Origin of the sequence: Novosphingobium sp. JCM 18896, assembly GCF_025938095.1 — a bacterium.
In the GTDB taxonomy this organism is placed as follows: Bacteria; Pseudomonadota; Alphaproteobacteria; order Sphingomonadales; family Sphingomonadaceae; genus Novosphingobium.
In genome coordinates, this window is record NZ_JAPCZF010000004.1 from 186,353 (window position 1) to 204,838 (window position 18,486).

The 18,486-nt window shown below is 68.5% G+C and carries 17 protein-coding genes; all 17 read left to right on the plus strand.

Annotation, left to right across the window (positions count from 1 at the left end; genetic code table 11):
• The first annotated feature begins 18 nt into the window (after positions 1–18).
• Entirely contained in the window at positions 19–330 is a 312-nt protein-coding gene (locus tag OLX23_RS15470) for a hypothetical protein (protein ID WP_264445914.1), read from the plus strand.
• Between the two features lie 518 nt (positions 331–848).
• Positions 849–1,361, plus strand: coding sequence for a division/cell wall cluster transcriptional repressor MraZ (locus tag OLX23_RS15475; protein WP_264445915.1), 513 nt, complete (start codon positions 849–851; stop codon positions 1,359–1,361).
• Positions 1,358–2,332 (plus strand): 16S rRNA (cytosine(1402)-N(4))-methyltransferase RsmH, encoded by a 975-nt coding sequence (gene rsmH / locus OLX23_RS15480; protein WP_264445916.1) that lies wholly within the window; start codon positions 1,358–1,360, stop codon positions 2,330–2,332. The genes OLX23_RS15475 and rsmH overlap by 4 nt, the downstream gene beginning before the upstream one ends.
• Positions 2,329–2,874 (plus strand): hypothetical protein, encoded by a 546-nt coding sequence (locus tag OLX23_RS15485; RefSeq protein WP_264445917.1) that lies wholly within the window; start codon positions 2,329–2,331, stop codon positions 2,872–2,874. The genes rsmH and OLX23_RS15485 overlap by 4 nt, the downstream gene beginning before the upstream one ends.
• Complete coding sequence (locus OLX23_RS15490; RefSeq protein WP_264445918.1) at positions 2,871–4,607, plus strand: peptidoglycan D,D-transpeptidase FtsI family protein; 1,737 nt, start codon at positions 2,871–2,873, stop codon at positions 4,605–4,607. The genes OLX23_RS15485 and OLX23_RS15490 overlap by 4 nt, the downstream gene beginning before the upstream one ends.
• Positions 4,604–6,070, plus strand: coding sequence for a UDP-N-acetylmuramoyl-L-alanyl-D-glutamate--2,6-diaminopimelate ligase (locus OLX23_RS15495; RefSeq protein WP_264445919.1), 1,467 nt, complete (start codon positions 4,604–4,606; stop codon positions 6,068–6,070). Before OLX23_RS15490 ends, OLX23_RS15495 begins: the two co-directional genes overlap by 4 nt.
• Positions 6,070–7,545, plus strand: coding sequence for a UDP-N-acetylmuramoyl-tripeptide--D-alanyl-D-alanine ligase (locus tag OLX23_RS15500; protein WP_264445920.1), 1,476 nt, complete (start codon positions 6,070–6,072; stop codon positions 7,543–7,545). The genes OLX23_RS15495 and OLX23_RS15500 overlap by 1 nt, the downstream gene beginning before the upstream one ends.
• A complete protein-coding gene (mraY, locus tag OLX23_RS15505) occupies positions 7,545–8,615 on the plus strand; it encodes a phospho-N-acetylmuramoyl-pentapeptide-transferase (protein ID WP_264445921.1) in 1,071 nt (356 codons plus the stop codon). The genes OLX23_RS15500 and mraY overlap by 1 nt, the downstream gene beginning before the upstream one ends.
• 10 nt (positions 8,616–8,625) lie before the next feature.
• On the plus strand, positions 8,626–9,972 hold the full coding sequence (murD, locus tag OLX23_RS15510) for a UDP-N-acetylmuramoyl-L-alanine--D-glutamate ligase (RefSeq protein WP_264445922.1): 1,347 nt from the start codon (positions 8,626–8,628) through the stop codon (positions 9,970–9,972).
• The gene (locus OLX23_RS15515) at positions 9,972–11,186 is read left to right on the plus strand and encodes an FtsW/RodA/SpoVE family cell cycle protein (protein WP_264445923.1); all 1,215 of its coding nucleotides are present in this window, start codon (positions 9,972–9,974) and stop codon (positions 11,184–11,186) included. The genes murD and OLX23_RS15515 overlap by 1 nt, the downstream gene beginning before the upstream one ends.
• Positions 11,183–12,379, plus strand: a complete 1,197-nt coding sequence (gene murG, locus OLX23_RS15520; protein WP_264445924.1) for an undecaprenyldiphospho-muramoylpentapeptide beta-N-acetylglucosaminyltransferase — start codon at positions 11,183–11,185, stop codon at positions 12,377–12,379. The genes OLX23_RS15515 and murG overlap by 4 nt, the downstream gene beginning before the upstream one ends.
• On the plus strand, positions 12,376–13,785 hold the full coding sequence (gene murC / locus OLX23_RS15525; RefSeq protein ID WP_264445925.1) for a UDP-N-acetylmuramate--L-alanine ligase: 1,410 nt from the start codon (positions 12,376–12,378) through the stop codon (positions 13,783–13,785). Before murG ends, murC begins: the two co-directional genes overlap by 4 nt.
• Positions 13,782–14,675, plus strand: coding sequence for a UDP-N-acetylmuramate dehydrogenase (murB, locus tag OLX23_RS15530; RefSeq protein WP_413629883.1), 894 nt, complete (start codon positions 13,782–13,784; stop codon positions 14,673–14,675). Before murC ends, murB begins: the two co-directional genes overlap by 4 nt.
• Positions 14,672–15,163, plus strand: a complete 492-nt coding sequence (locus OLX23_RS15535) for a DUF4262 domain-containing protein (protein ID WP_264445926.1) — start codon at positions 14,672–14,674, stop codon at positions 15,161–15,163. Before murB ends, OLX23_RS15535 begins: the two co-directional genes overlap by 4 nt.
• Positions 15,160–16,119 (plus strand): D-alanine--D-alanine ligase, encoded by a 960-nt coding sequence (locus OLX23_RS15540; RefSeq protein ID WP_264445927.1) that lies wholly within the window; start codon positions 15,160–15,162, stop codon positions 16,117–16,119. The genes OLX23_RS15535 and OLX23_RS15540 overlap by 4 nt, the downstream gene beginning before the upstream one ends.
• Positions 16,116–17,102 (plus strand): cell division protein FtsQ/DivIB, encoded by a 987-nt coding sequence (locus OLX23_RS15545; protein WP_264445928.1) that lies wholly within the window; start codon positions 16,116–16,118, stop codon positions 17,100–17,102. Before OLX23_RS15540 ends, OLX23_RS15545 begins: the two co-directional genes overlap by 4 nt.
• On the plus strand, positions 17,102–18,382 hold the full coding sequence (gene ftsA, locus OLX23_RS15550; protein WP_264445929.1) for a cell division protein FtsA: 1,281 nt from the start codon (positions 17,102–17,104) through the stop codon (positions 18,380–18,382). The genes OLX23_RS15545 and ftsA overlap by 1 nt, the downstream gene beginning before the upstream one ends.
• The last annotated feature ends 104 nt before the right edge of the window (positions 18,383–18,486 follow it).

The window sequence follows — 18,486 nt, forward strand, 5'->3', positions numbered from 1 at the left end:
TCGACTAAACAGAGCGTAATGGCGCAAAAAATCCAGTCGAATCTGGTGGAGCCGGTCGCAACGCCCCAGCCCAACGTGCCTTCGCTGGCACGCGTGCTGCGTGCCCAGGCCGTCCACCGATTGCAGATCGGCCTGTTCGGGCTTGCTGCCATGTTGCTGCTCGTCGGCCTCGCCAACATCATCATGGATCGCGCACGCATGGCCGAAGAGGCCGAGGCGCCGCCCTACATCGTGCCGCCGAGCCCGGTCGCCAAGGCTGCGAGCGATCCGCTCGCCGACATCGGCGTCGTGCCCGCCGCCGATCCCACTGCGGCTGCCGCCAAGAAGTAACCCGCGGGCGTCCCGCGGCGCTGCGACTCCGATCCGGGAAATTACGGGAAGGGCTGCGTTCGGCGCAGCGCGAGGTCGCCGCACGCTCGGGGACGGCCCGGCGTAAAATCACCCTCTTCTGGCACGATCTCGCGGTTTTCTGCGCTTTTCAGCGCTGGCCCCGTATTTTCCCGTAACGCCCGGCCGGGACTAGACATTGGTCGAAGGGCGGAAAATGACGGGATTTCGGGATGAATCGAAAATTCTTTTATTTACAATGATATAAAGTAGAACAAAAAGAGACTGGATAAAGGTTCCCGGGTATCTCGACCGGTTTGAAGCAGAATTTTCCGCCTTTTCCCGGAAAATCCCCGAAAAGCCCTTTTCTGAATCCCCCTCTAACGGTAAGAGGAAATCCTATCGGAACGGATGAACCCGCCGCGTCGCCACGACGCGGTCAGCCGGTCGCAAAACGCGCGGCCAGTGGTGGAGAAGTCGTGCCGGTTTTTAGGGCAACCCTCACGGGGACTTAGGGGCAGATGGCGTCGCAGCCATACAACTACAACGGCACCGGCTTTTCGCTCTTGCGCGACAAGGGCCGGTTCGTGTTGCCCCCGCAGTTCCGCAAGACGGTCAAGGATTCGAGCGGCGACAAGGCGATCCTCTGCCTCGACAAGCACGATCGCTGGCCCTGTCTGATCGGCTTCGGCCTCTCGCGCAAGGATGGCTTCGAGGTGCAGCTCGATCGCGAGGAAGACCTCGCCGCCAAGCGTGGCCATGATTTCGACCGCGAACTGCGCGGTCTCCAGCTCAACGGCTTCGCCCAGCTGCCCTTCGACGACAGCGGCCGTTTCGTCCTGCCCGAATACCTGGCCGAACTCGCCAGCGTCGACGACCAGCTCTATTTCCAGGGCGCGGGCCAGTTCTTCGTGATCTTCAGCCCCAAGCAGCTCTCGACGATGGGGCAGGGCTGGGAAGGCGCGCAGGCCGCCTGCCGCCAGCTCGCCGCCGAGGCGTTGGGCAAGGCCAAGGCGAAGGGAGCTGCGGCATGAGCGGTCCCGGCCTCCCGCACATTCCCGTCCTGCTCGATGAAGTCGTCGCCGCGCTCGCGCCGGCGCCCGGCTCGGTCATCGTCGACGCGACCTTCGGCGCCGGCGGCTATACCCGTGCGCTGCTCGCCGCGGGCGCGACGGTCCACGCCTTCGACCGCGATCCCGATGCGATCGCCGCCGGCCGTCTCTGGCCCGAGACGCAGGAGAACCCGCCGCGGCTGGTGCTCCACCCGCGCCGCTTCTCCGAAATGGTCGCCGCGCTCAACGAGGCGGGGATATCGCGGGTCGACGGCGTTGCCATGGATGTCGGCATGTCGTCCATGCAACTGGATCAGCCGGCGCGCGGATTCGCCTTCGCGGTCGACGGTCCACTCGACATGCGGATGGAGCAAGAAGGCCTGAGCGCCGCCGATTTCTTGAACGACGCCCCCGAGGGCGAAATTGCCGACGTCCTGTTCCAGTTTGGTGAAGAGCGACAGTCGCGCCGGGTGGCGCGCGCGATCGTCGCGGCGCGGCCGCTGTCGACCACCGGCGAACTGGCCAATGTCGTGCGCAAGGCGCTGGGCTACAGCCCCAACTACAAGGGCAGCTCGGGCCCGTCGAAGGACCCCGCGACGCGCAGCTTCCAGGCAATCCGTATCCACGTGAACGCCGAGCTCGACCAGCTGAGCGACGGGCTGTTCGCTGCCGAGGCGCTGCTCAAGGAGGGCGGCCGGCTCGCCATCGTCAGCTTCCACAGCCTCGAAGATCGGATCGTGAAGCAATTCCTGCGTGACGCCAGCGGTGCCGTGGCCTCGACCTCGCGGCACCTGCCCGCCGTCGCCGCCAAGGTGCCGGCGACCTTCGCGCAGATCGCGAAGGCGGCGCGGCCGTCGGACGCCGAAGTGACGCGCAACCCCCGCGCCCGCTCGGCGACGCTCCGCGCCGCCACCCGCACCGACAGTCCTGCACGCGAGAGGAGAGCGGCATGAACCTGACCCGCGACCGCGTCCGTTCGATCGGCTGGGCCGTGATCCTCACGGTCTGCGCCGCGCTGACCCTGGTGCTCACCTTCCGCGTCAATGCGATCAAGAGCCAGGTCCGCCTGGCCGAGCGCCAGATCGTCGCGCTCAAGCAGGAGAAGCTCGCGCTCGAGACCGAGTTCGAGACGCGCGCCAACCAGCAGCAGCTGCGCGCGGTCAACGACGTCGAATTCGGCTACGAGGCGCCCAAGGCCGGCCAGTACATCGAGGGCGAGCGTCAGCTCGCCGTGCTCGGCAAGGAGCGCGGGCCCAATGCGCCGTCGCCGATCCGCGTCGCGCATGCCGACCTCGCCGACGAGGATGAAGGTTCGGCCTTCCCGGCCATGGTCTCGCCGCTCAGCGGCAAGGCGATCGCCGCCGAAATGCCCGCGGGCGGCACGCGCAAGCCGGCCGAGGCGTCGGACCTCAAGGACCGCCTCGCGCGGATCGAACTGCGTTCGACGCGCAAGCCCGTGAAAACCTCGGTGAGAGACGAGGCCAGCGTCGAATGACCGCGGTTGCCGTCACCACGATCAGCACCGGCCGTCGCCAACTGGTGAACGTGCGCCAGCGCTCGCTGGTCGTGGCGAAGTGGCGCATGCTCTGGGTGCTGACCCTGTTCGGCATGATCGCGCTTTGCGCGCTCGTGCGTATCGCCTTCCTCGGCGTGTTCGAGCCGTCGCGCGGACCCGCGACCATGGCCGACGCGCTGCTGCCCAGCCGCGGCGAGATCGTCGATCGCAACGGCGTGCCGCTGGCGCGCGCGTTCAACGCCTATGCGCTGTGGTACAATCCCAAGGCGCTGGGCGAGGGCGGCTCGCCACTGGTCAAGTCGCCCGCCGAAGTCGCCGCCGCGCTGGTGCGCCTGTTCCCCGACATGGACCAGGCCAAGCTGACCGCGCGGCTGGCCTCGGGCGAGCCCGGCTACCTGCGCCGCCGCATCCTGCCCGAGGACGCCAACAAGATCCACGCGATCGGCGAGCCCGCGCTTGAGTTCCCGCGCGAGAACCAGCGGTTCTATCCGCAGGGCTCGATGGCCGCGCACATCCTCGGCTTCGTCGGCGCCGACGGCAAGGGCCAGGTCGGCATGGAGCAGGTGTTCAATGACAAGCTGACCGATCCCGCCACGCGCGGCACGCCGCAGATGCTGTCGATCGACCTGCGCGTCCAGGGTGCACTCGAGGACGAGCTCGGCCGCGGCATGCGCGAGACCAATGCCAAGGGCGCCGCGGGCATCATCCTCGACGTCGACACCGGCGAAGTCGTCGCGCTGGCCTCGTTGCCCTCGTTCAACCCCAACCTGATCGACGAGGCCTCCACTCCCAACATCTTCAACCGCGTGACCAACCAGGTCTACGAGCTCGGCTCGACCTTCAAGCCGATCACCGTCGCCTCGGCGATCGACGCGGGCACGGTCACGTCGATGGCGCGTCGCTATCCGGCCGCGCCGTTCCAGATCGGCGGTTTCACCATCCGCGACAGCCACGCGATGGGCGCCTCGCTCAACGTGCCCGAGGCGCTGATCCATTCGTCGAACGTGGTCACCGCCCACGTCGCCGACGAATTGGGGCCGGCACGGCTCAACGCGACGATGCGCGCGCTGGGCATGAACGAGCGCCCCTACATCGAGCTGCCCGCGCGCGGCTTCCCGCTCTGGCCGCGCGGCGAGGCCCGTGACGGCGGCTGGTCGCTGATCACGACGATGACCGTATCCTACGGCCACGGCATTGCCGTCACGCCGCTACACCTCGCCTCGGCCTATGCCGCGCTGGTCAACGGTGGCATCTGGCGCCCGGCGACCTTGCAGAAGCTGACCCCGGCGCAGGTGCCGGCGGGGCGCCGCGTGTTCAAGGCGTCGACCAGCGCGCGGATGCGCCAGCTGCTGCGGATGATCGTCGAGGACGGCACCGGCCGCAAGGCCGACGCGCCGGGCTTCCGCGTCGGCGGCAAGACCGGCTCGGCCGAAAAGCCCGGCGCCGGCGGCTATCGCAAGACCTCGCTGGTCGCGACCTTTGCCTCGGCCTTCCCGATGGATCGCCCGCGCTTCGTCGTCATCGCCATGCTCGACGAGCCGCAGGGCACCCAGGCCAGCTCGTTCCAGCGCACCGCCGCTTGGAACGCCGCGCCGATCGTCGGCCGCGTCGTCCCGCGCATCGGCCCGCTGGTCGGCGTGATGCCCGACGAGACGCGCGACATCGACATTTCCGAGCTGTCCCCGCTGATCCCCGCGGGAGCCGAGGAATGAGGCTCGACGCGCTCGCCCAGGCTGCCGGGATCGCGCTGCCTGCGAGCGGTGACGCTCAGGTCACGGGCTTCGCGATCGACAACCGCAAGGTCGCCCCGGGCACGGTGTTCGGCGCGTTCCAGGGCGCCAAGGTCAACGGCGAGGATTTCATTCCCGCCGCGGTGGCCGCGGGCGCCGTCGCCGTCGTCGCGCGGCCCGAGGCCCGGGTCGAGGGCGCCGTCCACATTTCCGCTTCCGAGCCGCGCCGTGCGTTCGCGCACCTCGCGGCTCGGTTCTTCTCGCCGGTGCCCGAGACCGTCGTTGCGGTCACCGGTACCAATGGCAAGACCTCCTGCGTTGAGATGACGCGCCAGCTCTGGCGCATGGCCGGGCACCGCGCGGCCTCGATCGGTACCCTGGGCGTGACCACCCCCGACGAGACCGTCTCGACCGGGCTGACCACGCCCGACATCGTCACTTTCCTCGCAAACATGACCGGCCTCGCGCGCGAGGGCGTGACCCACGTCGCCTACGAGGCGTCGAGCCACGGCCTGTCGCAGTTCCGCAACGAGGGGCTCAAGGTCGCCGCGGGCGCCTTCACCAATCTCAGCCGCGACCATCTCGACTACCACGCCGACATGGCCGACTACTTCGCGGCCAAGATGCGGCTGTTCGACGAGGTTATCGTGGACGGCGGCACGGCGGTGATCTGGGCCGACGATGCCTGGTCCACCCAGGCGATTGAACATGCACAGGCGCGCGGGCTTACCCGGTTCACCGTGGGGGTGAACGGCGAGGCGATCCGGCTGGCCTCGCGCCAGCCGGGTCAGCTCGGCCAGGTGCTCGAAATCGAGCACGCGGGCACGGCCTATACCGTCAAGCTGCCGCTGATCGGTGCCTATCAGGCGGCCAATGCGCTGGTCTCGGCCGGGCTGGTGATCGCCACGGGCGGCGATCCGAAGCAGACCTTCGACGCGCTGTCGCGGCTCCAGCCCGTGCGCGGCCGGCTCGAGCGCGCGGCGATCACCCGCGCCGGCGCGCCGGTCTATGTCGACTATGCCCATACGCCCGACGCGCTCGAAGCCGCGATCGCCGCGCTGCGGCCGCATGTGACGGGCCGGCTGATCGTCGTGTTCGGCGCCGGCGGCGACCGCGACCAGGGCAAGCGCCCCGAGATGGGCCGCGTCGCCGCGAGCCAGGCCGAGGTCGTAATCGTCACCGACGACAACCCCCGCGGCGAGAATCCGGGGGTAATCCGGTCCCAGGTCCTTGCCGGTGCGCGCGGCGCACGCGAAATTGGCGACCGACGCGCGGCGATTGCCGCCGCCGTCGCCGAGGCGGGGGCGCAGGACATCGTGCTCGTGGCCGGCAAAGGGCACGAGCAGGGGCAGATCATCGGCAGTGGCGATGCCACGCGCGTGCTGCCGTTCGACGACGTTTCGGTTGCAAGGGAGTGCGCGGGCGCTCCCGAAAGGGAACAATGATGGCTGCGGTTGCACGAATTCTCGAATGGCCTGTTGAGATTGCCGACGACCTGCCGCTCGCGCTGTGGGATGCGATCGCCATCGCGCGCGCCGTCAAGGGCGTCGCCAATGCCGACTTCCAGGTCTCGGGCGTCGAGATCGACAGCCGCGACGTGATGCCGGGTGACCTGTTCTTCGCGCTGAAGGGCGAAAGCATGGACGGCCACCGCTTCCTCGAAGCCGCTTTCGCCAAGGGCGCCGCCGCTGCCGTGGTCGATCGCCCGGTCGACTATCCGCACATCCTGGTCAACGACACCACCGCGGCGCTCGAAGCCCTGGCCAAGGCCGCCCGCGCGCGCAGTTCGGCCAAGGTCATCGGCGTCACCGGCTCGGTCGGCAAGACCGGGGTCAAGGAGGCGATCTTCGCTGCGCTCGACCGCTCGAGCCGCGGCGCCGCGCACCGCTCGGTCAAGAGCTACAACAACCACGTCGGCGTGCCGCTGAGCCTCGCGCGCATGCCCTCGCGCAGCCGCTTCGGCATCTTCGAGATGGGCATGAACCATTCGGGCGAGATCGCCGCGCTGACGCGCCAGGTGCGCCCGCACGTCGCGGTCGTCACGACGATCGCGCCCGCGCATATCGAGATGCTGGGCAGCGAAGAGGCGATCGCCGACGCCAAGGGCGAGATCTTCGAGGGGCTGGAAGAGGGCGGCGTCGCCGTCATCCCGGCCGACAGCCCGCACTACGAACGGCTCAAGGCCAAGGCCGAAGCCTGCGGCGCCAAGGTCATCGGCTTCGGTCGCGCCGCCCATGCCCAGGTCCGCCTGCTCGACACGATCGCGGCGGCCAACGGCGGTTCGCTGGTCACTGCCGATCTTGGCGATCGCCGCCTCTGCTACACAATCGCCGAACCCGGCGAGCACTGGGTGATGAACTCGCTCGCGGTCATGGCCGCAGTGCGCGCCGCCGGTGGCGATCTCGGCGCGGCCGGTGTCGCGCTGGCCGATATGCCCGGCCTCGCCGGTCGCGGCGCTCGTCTGGAGATCGCCGCGCAGGATGGTGGCCCAGATGGTCGGGGCAAGGCGCTGCTGATCGACGAGAGCTACAACGCCAATCCGGCGTCTATGCGCGCGACCCTGGCGCAGCTCGGCAAGACCGTGGCGCGTCGCCGCATCGCCGTGCTCGGTTCGATGAAGGAGCTGGGCGAACACGGCCCGGCCTTCCACGCCGCGCTGGCCGAGCCGCTGGCCGAGGCCCATGTCGACTATGCGGTCCTCGTCGGCGACGAGATGCGCGCCCTGGCCGATGAATTGGGGAAATCGGAAAATGCCGCGCTTGGCAAGGCCATCGCCTTCGCCCATTGCCAGAACCCGGCCGAGGCAGGCCAGGCGCTTGCGGATTTCGGCGTGGAGAGCGGTGACGCGATCCTCGTCAAGGGCTCGAATTCGGTCGGGCTCGGCGCGCTGGTGAAGGCTCTCGCTGCCAAGGACGCCTGATGCTTTACCTCCTCGCCGAGTATTTCCACTTCGAGGGTCTGGCGAACCTCATCCGCTACCAGACGTTCCGCGCGGGCGCGGCGATGATGACGGCGCTGGTGATCGGTCTGATCATCGGCCCGCGCTTCATCAACATGCTGCGCGTGCGCCAGGGCAAGGGGCAGCCGATCCGCGAGGACGGCCCGCAGACCCATCTGGCCAAGCGCGGCACGCCGACGATGGGCGGGCTGATGATCCTGATCTCGCTCGTCGTCTCGATGCTGCTGTGGATGGACCTCAACAATCCCTTCGTCTGGGCCTGCCTGGCCGTGACGATCGGCTTCGGCGCGATCGGCTTCCTTGACGATTACGACAAGGTCACCAAGCGCAGCCACAAGGGCGTTTCGGGCAAGATCCGGCTGTTCCTCGAATTCTGCGTCGCCGGTGTCGCGGCCTACATCATCGTCAGCCAGGTCAACACGAACCTTTACGTGCCGTTCCTGTCGAACCGCTATATACCGCTGGGGCCCTTCTACTACGTCTTCGCGGCGGTGGTCATGGTCGGTGCTGGCAATGCGGTGAACCTGACGGACGGCCTGGACGGCCTGGCGACCATGCCGGTGATCATCGCCGCGGGCACTTTCGCGATCATCGCCTATCTCGCGGGCCGCGCCGACTATGCGGTCTACCTCGGCATTCCCCACGTCCCGCGCGCGGGTGAACTGGCGATCCTGTGCACGGGCATCATGGGCGCGGGTCTGGCCTTCCTCTGGTTCAACGCGCCGCCGGCCGCGGTGTTCATGGGCGATACCGGCAGCCTGGCTCTCGGCGGCGCGCTCGGCGCGATCGCCGTCGCCGCGCATCACGAGATCGTGCTCGGCATCGTCGGCGGGCTCTTCGTGCTCGAGGCGGCCTCGGTCATCATCCAGGTGTTCTGGTTCAAGCGAACCGGCCGGCGCGTGTTTCGCATGGCGCCGATCCACCACCATTTCGAGCAGAAGGGCTGGGCTGAATCGACCGTCGTGATCCGCTTCTGGATCGTCTCGATCATCCTCGCCGTCATCGGCCTGTCCACGCTCAAGCTTAGGTGATCGCCGAAAGATGATCACCTCTGACGCCTTCGCCGGAAAACGTTTCGCCGTCCTCGGTCTCGCCCGCTCGGGCCTGACCGCGGTCGAGACGCTGCTCGCCAGCGGGGCACAGGTCACCGCCTGGGACAGCCGCGAGGAACCGCGCCAGGGCCTGGCCGAGCGCGGCGTCGAACTGGCCGATCCGGTGCAGATTGACCTAACGGGCTTCGCCGGGGTCGTCGTTTCGCCGGGCGTACCGCTCAACCGCCACCCGATCGCCGAAGCCGCCGCGGCCGCCGGCGTGCCGGTGATCGGCGACATCGAGCTCTTCGCCCAGGCCCGCCACAGTCTGCCCGCGCATCGCGTCGTCGGCATCACCGGCACCAATGGCAAGTCGACCACTACGGCGCTGGTCCACCACCTGCTCGAAAGCGCGGGCATCCCGGCGCGCATGGGCGGCAACATCGGCCTGCCGATCCTTGGGCAAGCGCCGCTTCCTTCGGGCGGCGTCTACGTTCTCGAACTGTCGTCCTACCAGATCGACCTGACCCAGAGCCTCGATTGCGAGGCGGCGGCGCTGCTCAACATCACCCCCGATCATCTCGACCGCTATGCCGACTTCGCCGGCTATGCCGCGTCGAAGGCACGGCTTTTCGCGATGCAGCGGGTCGATCACGACGCCGTGTTCGGCGTCGGCGATCCCGAGACCGCGGCGATCGCGCAGTGGGAAGCGAGCCGCCGTGCCGCCGGCCGGGTCCACCGCGTCACCGGCGAGGACCTGCTGGCCCTGCAGCCGGACTGGCCGTCGCTCCAGGGCCCGCACAACCTGCAGAACGCCGCTGCCGCGGTTGCGATCGTCGAGGCGCTGGGGCTGACGCGCGAACAGTGGCAGGCGGCGCTGCCGACCTTCCGCGGGCTGCCGCATCGCATGGAGCGCGTCGCCGAGTCCAAGGGCGTGGTCTTCATCAACGACAGCAAGGCGACCAATCCGGCCTCGACCGCGCCCGCGCTCGGCGCTTTCCCGCCGGTGGCGGGCGATCATCGCCGCATCCACTGGATCGTCGGCGGCCTGCCCAAGGGCGACGATCTCGACGAGTGCGCGCCCTATTTCGGCAATGTCGCCGCCGCCTATACGATCGGCGACGCCGGCCCGCGCTTCGCCGAAATCCTCAGCCCGCACATGCCCGTGCGCCGCAGCGAGATGATGTGCGAGGCGATCCGCGAGGCGATCGAGGCCGCGGATCCCGGTGACGTGATCATGCTCTCGCCGGCCTGCGCCTCGTTCGACCAGTTCCGCGACTACGAAGCGCGGGGCGACACCTTCCGCCAGCTCGTCGAGGCGCTGACCGGTCCCGATGCCGAACAGGTGGCCTGCTGATGGCGACGCATCCGCCTCTCGTCCCCGGCCTCAATGCTTCGGCGCAGGGCCGCCAGCGCTATCGCCGCAACCGCCGCGGCGAGTTCGCTATCTGGTGGCGCGAGATCGACCGTGTGCTGCTGACCCTGATCCTCGCGGTCATGGCGATCGGCACGGCCGCGGTTGCCGCTTCCTCGCCGGCCTCGGCTCGGCGCCTTTCGACCGCGGCGCTCAAGCTCGACGATCTGCACTTCTTCATCATCCACCTGCGCTGGCAGGCGATCGGCCTGGCGGTGATGTTCGGCGCCTCGTGCCTGCCCAAGGATATGGCGCGTCGGATCGGCATCCTGCTCGGCGCGGCGATGCTCGTCGGGCTCGCGCTTGTCCCCGTGATCGGCAGCGAAGTGAATGGCGCGAAGCGTTGGCTCAATCTCGGCGTGTCGCTGCAGCCGTCGGAATTCCTCAAGCCCGCCTTTGCGATCGGCCTCGCCTGGATCCTGTCCTGGCGTTCGCGTGATCCCAACATCCCGGTGCTCGGCATCAGCGTCGGCATCATGGCGCTGGTCGGCGGACTGCTGATGCTGCAGCCGGACTTCGGTTCGACGATCCTCTTCGCCGGGGTCTGGTTCGTGCTGGTGCTGCTTTCGGGCATGTCGATCCGGCTGATCGCCGGGGTTGGCGCCGCCGGTGTCGCGCTGATGGTCGCGACCTACGTGTTGTACGACAATGCCCGCCATCGCATCGACGCCTTCCTCGGCGGCGGTACCGCCTATGACCAGGTCGATCTCGCGCAGCGCACCCTGCTGTCGGGCGGCTGGACCGGCAGCGGCCTGTGGCTCGGCACGCGCAAGCTGTCGCTGCCCGAAGCGCACACCGACTACATCTTCTCGGTGATCGGCGAGGAATTCGGCCTCTGGGTCTGCGCGGTGATCGTCATGCTCTACCTCGCCATCATCGTCCGCGTGCTGCTGCGCCTGGTGGAGGAAGAAGACCTCTTCACCGTGCTCGCCGCGACGGGGCTCACCGCCCAGCTCGGCGGCCAGGCCTTCATCAACATCCTCGTCAATCTCCAGCTCTTCCCCTCGAAGGGCATGACCCTGCCGCTGATCTCCTACGGCGGCTCGTCGACCGTCGCGCTGTGCCTCGGCGTCGGCTTCCTGCTCGCGATCACGCGGCGTAATCCTTTCATCACGCGCGAGGGGCTTTCCCTCCGCGAACCCGGAGCGAAGAAATGAGTGCCCAGAAGCCGGGCGGGGTCAGCCGCCATTACGTGCTCGCCGCGGGCGGCACCGGAGGGCACCTCATTCCCGCCTTCGCGCTGGCGACCGAGCTCGAGCGTCGCGGTCACCACGTCGCGCTGATCACCGATGCGCGCGGCGCGGCGATCCCGGGCAAGCCGGCTTCGCTGCCCGCGCACGTTCTCCCCGCCGGCCGGATCGAGGGCAAGAACCCGCTGAGCTGGATCAAGGGCGCCAAGGCGATCCTCGAAGGCCGCTCGATGGCGCTGCGCCTGTTCGAGAGCTTCGAGCCTTCGGCCGTGGTCGGCTTCGGCGGCTATCCGGCGCTGCCCGCGCTGCTCGCCGCAACCAGCGCCAAGATCCCGACCGTGATCCACGAGCAGAACGCCGTGCTTGGCCGCGTCAACCGCTTCCTCGCGAGCCGGGTGAACGCGATTGCCACGGCCTATCGCGAGGTCGACCGGCTTTCGCCCAGCCATGCCGAGAAGGTCCACCTCGTCGGCAACCCCGTGCGCGACGAGGTTCTGGCGCTGCGCGACCAGCCGTTCCCGGCCTTCACCGCCGACGGTCTGCTGCGCGTGCTCGTCACCGGCGGCAGCCAGGGCGCGCGCGTCCTGTCCGAAGTCGTGCCCGATGGCCTGTCAATGCTCCAGCCCGCGCTGCGCGCGCGGCTGCAGGTCACCCAGCAGTGCCGTCCCGAGGACATCGAGGCCGTGCGTGCACGCTATGCCGGCCACGGCATCCCGGCCGAGCTCGGCACCTATTTCGAGGACATGGCGACGCGCCTGGCCGACGCGCACCTGTTCATCGGTCGCGCCGGCGCCTCGACCATTGCCGAGCTGACCGCGGTCGGCCGTCCGGCGATCCTGGTGCCGCTGCCGATCGCGACCGACGATCACCAGGCCGCCAACGCGCGCGAGATGGCCGCATCGGGCGGCGCCCGCTCGATCCGCCAGGAGAAGTTCACCGGCGCCGAACTGGCCAAGCAGATCCAAGCCATGGCCCAGCATCCCGAAACCCTGGCCAATGCCGCGCATGCCGCGTGGAATTGCGGCTATCCCAACGCCGCTTCGGATCTTGCCGACCTCGTCGAGGGCTTCGGCGGTTCGCCGCTGATGGACGTGATCCGCGTCGCCGGTCAGGCCCAGGCCCAGGGCAAGGAAGCCCTCGCACTGGAGACGGCGGAATGAAGGGCGTCGGCACCGAGATCGGCACGATCCACTTCGTCGGCATCGGCGGCATCGGCATGTCGGGCATTGCCGAGGTGATGAACAACCTGGGCTACACCGTGCAGGGCTCCGACATCGCCGAGGGCTATGTCGTCGAAGGCCTGCGCAAGCGCGGCATCAAGGTGCTGATCGGCCATGCGGCCGAGAACATCGGCGACGCCGCGGTCGTGGTCACCTCGACCGCGGTCAAGCGCGACAATCCCGAAGTCGTCGCCGCGCTCGAGAACCGCATCCCCGTGGTCCGCCGCGCCGAGATGCTGGCCGAGCTGATGCGGCTCAAGAACACCGTCGCCGTGGCCGGCACTCACGGCAAGACCACGACGACCTCGATGATCGCCTGCCTGCTCGACGCGGGCGGGGTGGACCCGACCGTGATCAACGGCGGTATCATCAACTCCTACGGTTCGAACGCGCGTCTCGGCGCCTCCGACTGGATGGTGGTCGAGGCCGACGAGAGCGACGGCTCGTTCCTGCGCCTCGACGGCACGATCGCGGTCGTCACCAACATCGATCCCGAGCATCTCGACCACTACGGCTCGTTCGACAAGGTGAAGAGCTCCTTCGTCGAATTCATCGAGAACGTCCCGTTCTACGGCGCCGCCGTGCTCTGCATCGACCACCCCGAGGTCCAGGCGGTGATCCCCAAGGTGCGCGATCGCCGCGTCATCACCTATGGCTTCTCGGCCCAGGCCGACGTGCGCGGCGAGAACGTCACCCCGGTACCCGGCGGCAACCGCTTCGACGCGGCCTTGCGCCAGCGCGACGGCTCGTTCCGCCGGATCGAGGGCATCGAACTGCCGATGCCGGGTCGCCACAACGTCCAGAACGCGCTCGCCGCGGTCGCGGTCGCGGCCGAGATGGGCTGTTCGGACGAGGTCATCTGCAACGGCTTCGGCAGCTTCGGCGGCGTCAAGCGCCGCTTCACCAAGGTGGGCGAGGTCGCCGGTGCGACGATCATCGACGACTACGGCCACCATCCGGTCGAGATCAAGGCGGTGCTCGCCGCTGCGCGCGAGGGCGTGAAGGGCCGGGTCATCGCCGTGGTCCAGCCGCACCGCTTCACCCGCCTGCGCGACCACATGGAAGACTTCCAGGCCGCCTTCAACGATGCCGACGTGGTCTATGCCGCGCCCGTCTATGCCGCGGGCGAGCAGCCGATCGAGGGCGTCGATTCCGCGGCCATGGTCGCAGGAATGAAGGAACGCGGGCATCGTTCGGCGCAGGTGATCGCCGGTGCCGATGCCTTGGCCGATGTCCTGGCGACGAGCCTGCAGGACGGCGACATGGTCGTCTGCCTCGGCGCGGGCGACATCACCAAGTGGGCCGCGGGCCTGGCCGATGCCGTGGGCCAGCGGAGGGGGGCATGATGGCGGATGCGCTGCCCAAGGTTGCGGGCAAGCTGACTGCCGACGCTCCGCTCGCCCCGCTGGTCTGGTTCAAGTCGGGCGGTGCCGCCGAATGGCTGTTCGAGCCCAAGGACCTGGCCGACCTGCAGCAGTTCCTGCACGATCTCGATCCCGCGACGCCGGTCATGGCGCTCGGGCTCGGCTCGAACATGATCGTCCGCGACGGCGGCGTGCCGGGCGTGGTCGTGCGGCTGGGCAAGGCCTTCGCCAAGGTCGAGAATCTGGGCGAGCACACGCTGAACTGCGGCGGTGGTGCCAGCGGCATCCTCGTCTCCTCGACCGCGCGCGATGCGGGCGTGGCCGGCCTCGAATTCCTGCGCTCGATCCCCGGCACGGTCGGCGGCTTCGTGCGGATGAACGGCGGCGCCTATGGCGGCGAGGTCAAGGACGTGCTGATCGATTGCGACGTCGTGCTGCGCTCGGGCGAGCTCAGGACGCTGGCGGTCGCCGAGCTCGGCTATACCTATCGCCATTCGGAACTGCCCGAAGGCGCGATCGTCGTCGCCGCGCGCTTCCGCGGCCAGCCGGGCGAGCCCGCGGCGATCCAGGCCGAGATGGACCGCATCTCCGCCAGCCGCGAAGCCTCGCAGCCGCTGCGTTCGAAGACCGGCGGCTCGACCTTCAAGAACCCCGAAGGCCACAAGGCCTGGGAACTGGTCGACAAGGCCGGCTGCCGCGGCTTCACCCTGGGCGGGGCGCAGGTCAGCGAGAAGCACACCAACTTCCTGATCAACACGGGTGACGCCACCAGCGCCGACATCGAGGCGCTCGGCGATGAAGTGCGCCGTCGGGTGAAGGCGCAGTCCGGCGTGGAGTTGGAGTGGGAAATCCAGCGGGTTGGCAAGCCATGAGCTCGCGCCTCGACAAGCAGGTCCAGCAGATCGTCGCCTACGTCCGGGACTACGGCCGCGTCGCGCTGCACGTCTACGGCGATGAGGACGGGCCGCCGTTCACCTATTCGATCGGTTTCCCGGTCAGCCTCGATCATCCCGAGGTCATCATCGTCGGGCTGACCGAAGAGCTGATGAAATACATGATCGACGAGCTGTGGACGCAGATCTCCGAAAAGGGCCTGCGCCTGGCGGACGGCATGCGGATCAGCAACCTGCTCGAAGGCTTCGACTGCGTCGCGCGCGAGATCGTCGATCGTGACGTGATCGAGACCTACTTCTGCGCCGGGATCAACTACCACCAGACGCAGCGCGGCCGGGACATCGAGCGCGCGTTCCAGATCGTCTGGCCCGATTCCGCGATGGGCCTGTTTCCCTGGGATCCGGACTGTCCCGAAGACGTGATCGAATACCAGCCTGCTCTCTATCCTACGAGTTTGAATTCATGACCCTCCCCAAGCTCCACGTCGCGGTTCTCATGGGCGGCTGGTCCAACGAGCGCCCGGTCTCGCTGATGAGCGGCGAGGGCGTGGCCGAAGCGCTTGAGTCCAAGGGGCACAAGGTCACGCGCATTGACATGGGCCGCGACGTTGCGCTCAAGCTGGCCGAGGCCAAGCCCGACGTCGTGTTCAACGCGCTCCACGGCACGCCCGGCGAGGACGGCACCGTCCAGGGCATGATGGACCTGATGGGGCTGACCTATACCCATTCGGGCCTCGCCACCTCGGTCGTCGCGATCGACAAGGAACTGACCAAGCAGGCGCTGGTGCCGCACGGCGTGCCGATGCCCGGCGGGCGCATCGTCGAGACCGCCGAGCTTTACGAGCGCGACCCGCTGCCGCGGCCCTATGTGCTCAAGCCGGTGAACGAGGGCTCCTCGGTCGGCGTCGCCATCGTCACCGATGCGGGCAACTACGGCAATCCGATCGCCCGCGACGCGAAGGGCCCCTGGCAGGAGTTCGACCGCCTGCTCGCCGAGCCCTTCATTCGCGGGCTCGAGCTGACCACGGCGGTGCTCGGCGACAAGGCTCTGCTCGTCACCGAGCTGCGTCCCAAGTCGGGCTTCTACGACTTCGAGTCCAAGTATACCGACGGCATGACCGACCACATCTGCCCGGCCGAGATCCCCGACGAGATCGCCGAGGCTTGCAAGGCGATCGCGCTTCAGGCGCACCGCCTGCTCGGCTGCCGCGGCACCAGCCGTTCGGACTTCCGCTGGGACGATGAGCGCGGCGTCGAAGGCCTGTTCCTGCTCGAGGTCAACACCCAGCCGGGCATGACCGCGCTGAGCCTCGTGCCCGAACAGGCGCGTCATCTGGGAATGGACTATCCCGATCTGGTCGAGGCGATCATCGCCGAGGCGCTTGCGGATGCGAAGGCCCGGGGGGGCGAGGGGGCCGAATGACCACGCAGACGCTCAAGCGTAAGGCGCCCACGGCGCGCAAGGTGGCGGCCCGGCAGGGCACCGCACAGAAGGTGCGTGCGGCCAAGGCGACGACGGGATCGGCCTATGACGGTTTCCTGTCGTGGCTGCCGTTCAGCGAGGAGCAGCTTCACCGCATACTGCTGGCGATGATCCTCGGCGGCGCGGCCGTGCTCGCCTGGGTGGTCGCGGGCTTTGCCGGGCTTCCGGCCATGGCCGGGCAGCAACTGGCCATGATCGCCGGCGATGCCGGTTTCGAGGTGCGCCGCGTCGACGTGCGCGGGGTCAAGAACCTCAACGAGCTCAAGATATACGAACGCGTGCTGGCCGAGCGCAACCGCGCGATGCCGCTGGTCGACATCGACGCGCTGCGCCAGGAGCTGATCCAGCTCTCCTGGGTTAAGGACGCGCGCGTCTCGCGCCAGCTGCCCGATACCCTGGTGATCGACGTGGTCGAACGCGTGCCGCACGCCGTGCTCAAGAAGCCCGGCAATCGCCTGGCGCTGATCGACAGCGAGGGCAACGAGCTCGAGACCGTCAGCGCCGCGCGCGCCAAGGGGCTGCTCATGGTCGGCGGGCCGGGCGCGAGCAAGCAGGTCGTCGCGCTCTCGGCGCTGCTCGAAGCCGCGCCGGCGCTGCAGCCGCAGGTGCGCGAGGCCGAATGGATCGGCAACCGTCGCTGGAACCTCAAGTTCAAGACCGGCCAGGTCCTCGCGCTGCCTGAGGGCGGCCAGGCTTCGGCCAAGGCGCTGATGGCCTTCGCGCGGCTCGATGGCACCAACCGCCTGCTCGGCGGCAAGGTCGCCGCATTCGACATGCGCGCGCCCGATCGCATCTACCTGCGCGTGCCCGACCGCGCCAAGGACGAGGCCGACGCCAAGGTCGCGGCCGCGGTCGCCAAGACCGCCGCCGTCGACAAGCCGAAACAGGACAAGCCCAAAGCCGCCAAGGAGGAGAGCGAATAATGGCCTCGCCCCGCATCAGCCGCGTCTTCGGCGCGGTCAACATGGGTTCGTTCCGCATCTCGGCAATGATCGCCGGCATCTCGGACACCGGCGAGATGATCGTGCTCGGTTCGGGCCACCGTGCCAGCCAGGGCATCAAGCGCGGCTATGTCACCGACATGACCGCGGCCACTTACGCGGTGCGCGACGCGATCGAGCGCGCCGAGCGCATGGCCAATACCAGCGTCTCCTCGGTCTGGATCGGCTGCTCGGGCGCAGGGCTCGCCAGCCAGGTCGCGCAGGTCGAGGTCGACATCGGCGGGCGCCGCATCGAGCAGGACGACATCGACCACCTGCTGATCGCCGGCCGTGACGTGATCCAGCCCGACGGCCGCATGGTGCTCCATGCCCAGCCAGCGCACTACACGCTCGATGGCGCGCACGGCGTTGCCAATCCCAAGGGGCTCCACGCCGAACGCCTCGGCGTCGACATCCACGTCATGCTCGCCGACGGCGCGCCGATCCGCAATCTGACCGAGGCCGTGCAGAACGCGCATCTCGAGGTCGAAGGCCTGGTCGGCTCGCCGATCGCCGCGGGGCACGCCTGTCTCTCGCCCGAGGAGCGCGATCTCGGCGTCGCGCTGGTCGAAATGGGCGCCGACGTGACCAATGTCTCGGTCTATTTCTCGGGCATGCTCGTGGGCATGGCGGCGATCCCGATCGGCTCGGGCGATGTCACCGACGCGATCGCCTCTTGCTTCGGTATCCGTCGTTTCCAGGCCGAGCGGCTGAAATGCGTCAACGGTTCGGCGATCGCCAGCCCGACCGATCACCGCGAGATGATCCCGGTCAACGCGCCCGGCGAAGAGGCCTCGGGCCCGCTCGCGCGTCATGCCGACGACAAGAACCGCATCCCGCGCGCCGAACTGGTCTCGGTCATCACCACCCAGGTCGGGCGGCTGATGGAAGAGGTGTCCAAGGCCTTGAAAGGCCTGGGCTTTAACAGCCAGCGCGGTCAGCAGGTCGTGCTCACCGGCGGCGGTGCCGAACTCGTCGGCCTGGCCGACTATGCCCAGGCCGCGCTCGGCAAGCCCGTGCGCATCGGCAAGGCGCCGCAGCTCACCGGCCTCGCCGAGACCCATCTCAAGCCCGGTTTCGCGACGCTCGCCGGGCTGGTACTCTATGCCGCCGCGGATCCGGTTGATATCCGCTCGATCGGTCCCAGCTATCAGCCGACATTGCGCTATGGCGGGCTCGGACTGGCGAGCCGTGTCTATCGCGCGGTGAAGGAATATTTCTGACCGGCGATTCCGGGCCTATGGGCTGTGGACAAAGGTTAAAGCCGCTTTGATTCGCCGAGTCGAAGCGTGCAATTTGGAGGCTCAGGGATTTCCTCCCGTGCGAG

Coding starts and splice junctions, on each gene's coding strand:
- OLX23_RS15470 (WP_264445914.1), top strand. CDS start 19: ATGGCGCAAAAAATCCAGTCGAATCTGGTGGAGCCGGTCGCAACGCCC.
- OLX23_RS15475 (WP_264445915.1), top strand. CDS start 849: ATGGCGTCGCAGCCATACAACTACAACGGCACCGGCTTTTCGCTCTTG.
- rsmH (WP_264445916.1), top strand. CDS start 1,358: ATGAGCGGTCCCGGCCTCCCGCACATTCCCGTCCTGCTCGATGAAGTC.
- OLX23_RS15485 (WP_264445917.1), top strand. CDS start 2,329: ATGAACCTGACCCGCGACCGCGTCCGTTCGATCGGCTGGGCCGTGATC.
- OLX23_RS15490 (WP_264445918.1), top strand. CDS start 2,871: ATGACCGCGGTTGCCGTCACCACGATCAGCACCGGCCGTCGCCAACTG.
- OLX23_RS15495 (WP_264445919.1), top strand. CDS start 4,604: ATGAGGCTCGACGCGCTCGCCCAGGCTGCCGGGATCGCGCTGCCTGCG.
- OLX23_RS15500 (WP_264445920.1), top strand. CDS start 6,070: ATGGCTGCGGTTGCACGAATTCTCGAATGGCCTGTTGAGATTGCCGAC.
- mraY (WP_264445921.1), top strand. CDS start 7,545: ATGCTTTACCTCCTCGCCGAGTATTTCCACTTCGAGGGTCTGGCGAAC.
- murD (WP_264445922.1), top strand. CDS start 8,626: ATGATCACCTCTGACGCCTTCGCCGGAAAACGTTTCGCCGTCCTCGGT.
- OLX23_RS15515 (WP_264445923.1), top strand. CDS start 9,972: ATGGCGACGCATCCGCCTCTCGTCCCCGGCCTCAATGCTTCGGCGCAG.
- murG (WP_264445924.1), top strand. CDS start 11,183: ATGAGTGCCCAGAAGCCGGGCGGGGTCAGCCGCCATTACGTGCTCGCC.
- murC (WP_264445925.1), top strand. CDS start 12,376: ATGAAGGGCGTCGGCACCGAGATCGGCACGATCCACTTCGTCGGCATC.
- murB (WP_413629883.1), top strand. CDS start 13,782: ATGATGGCGGATGCGCTGCCCAAGGTTGCGGGCAAGCTGACTGCCGAC.
- OLX23_RS15535 (WP_264445926.1), top strand. CDS start 14,672: ATGAGCTCGCGCCTCGACAAGCAGGTCCAGCAGATCGTCGCCTACGTC.
- OLX23_RS15540 (WP_264445927.1), top strand. CDS start 15,160: ATGACCCTCCCCAAGCTCCACGTCGCGGTTCTCATGGGCGGCTGGTCC.
- OLX23_RS15545 (WP_264445928.1), top strand. CDS start 16,116: ATGACCACGCAGACGCTCAAGCGTAAGGCGCCCACGGCGCGCAAGGTG.
- ftsA (WP_264445929.1), top strand. CDS start 17,102: ATGGCCTCGCCCCGCATCAGCCGCGTCTTCGGCGCGGTCAACATGGGT.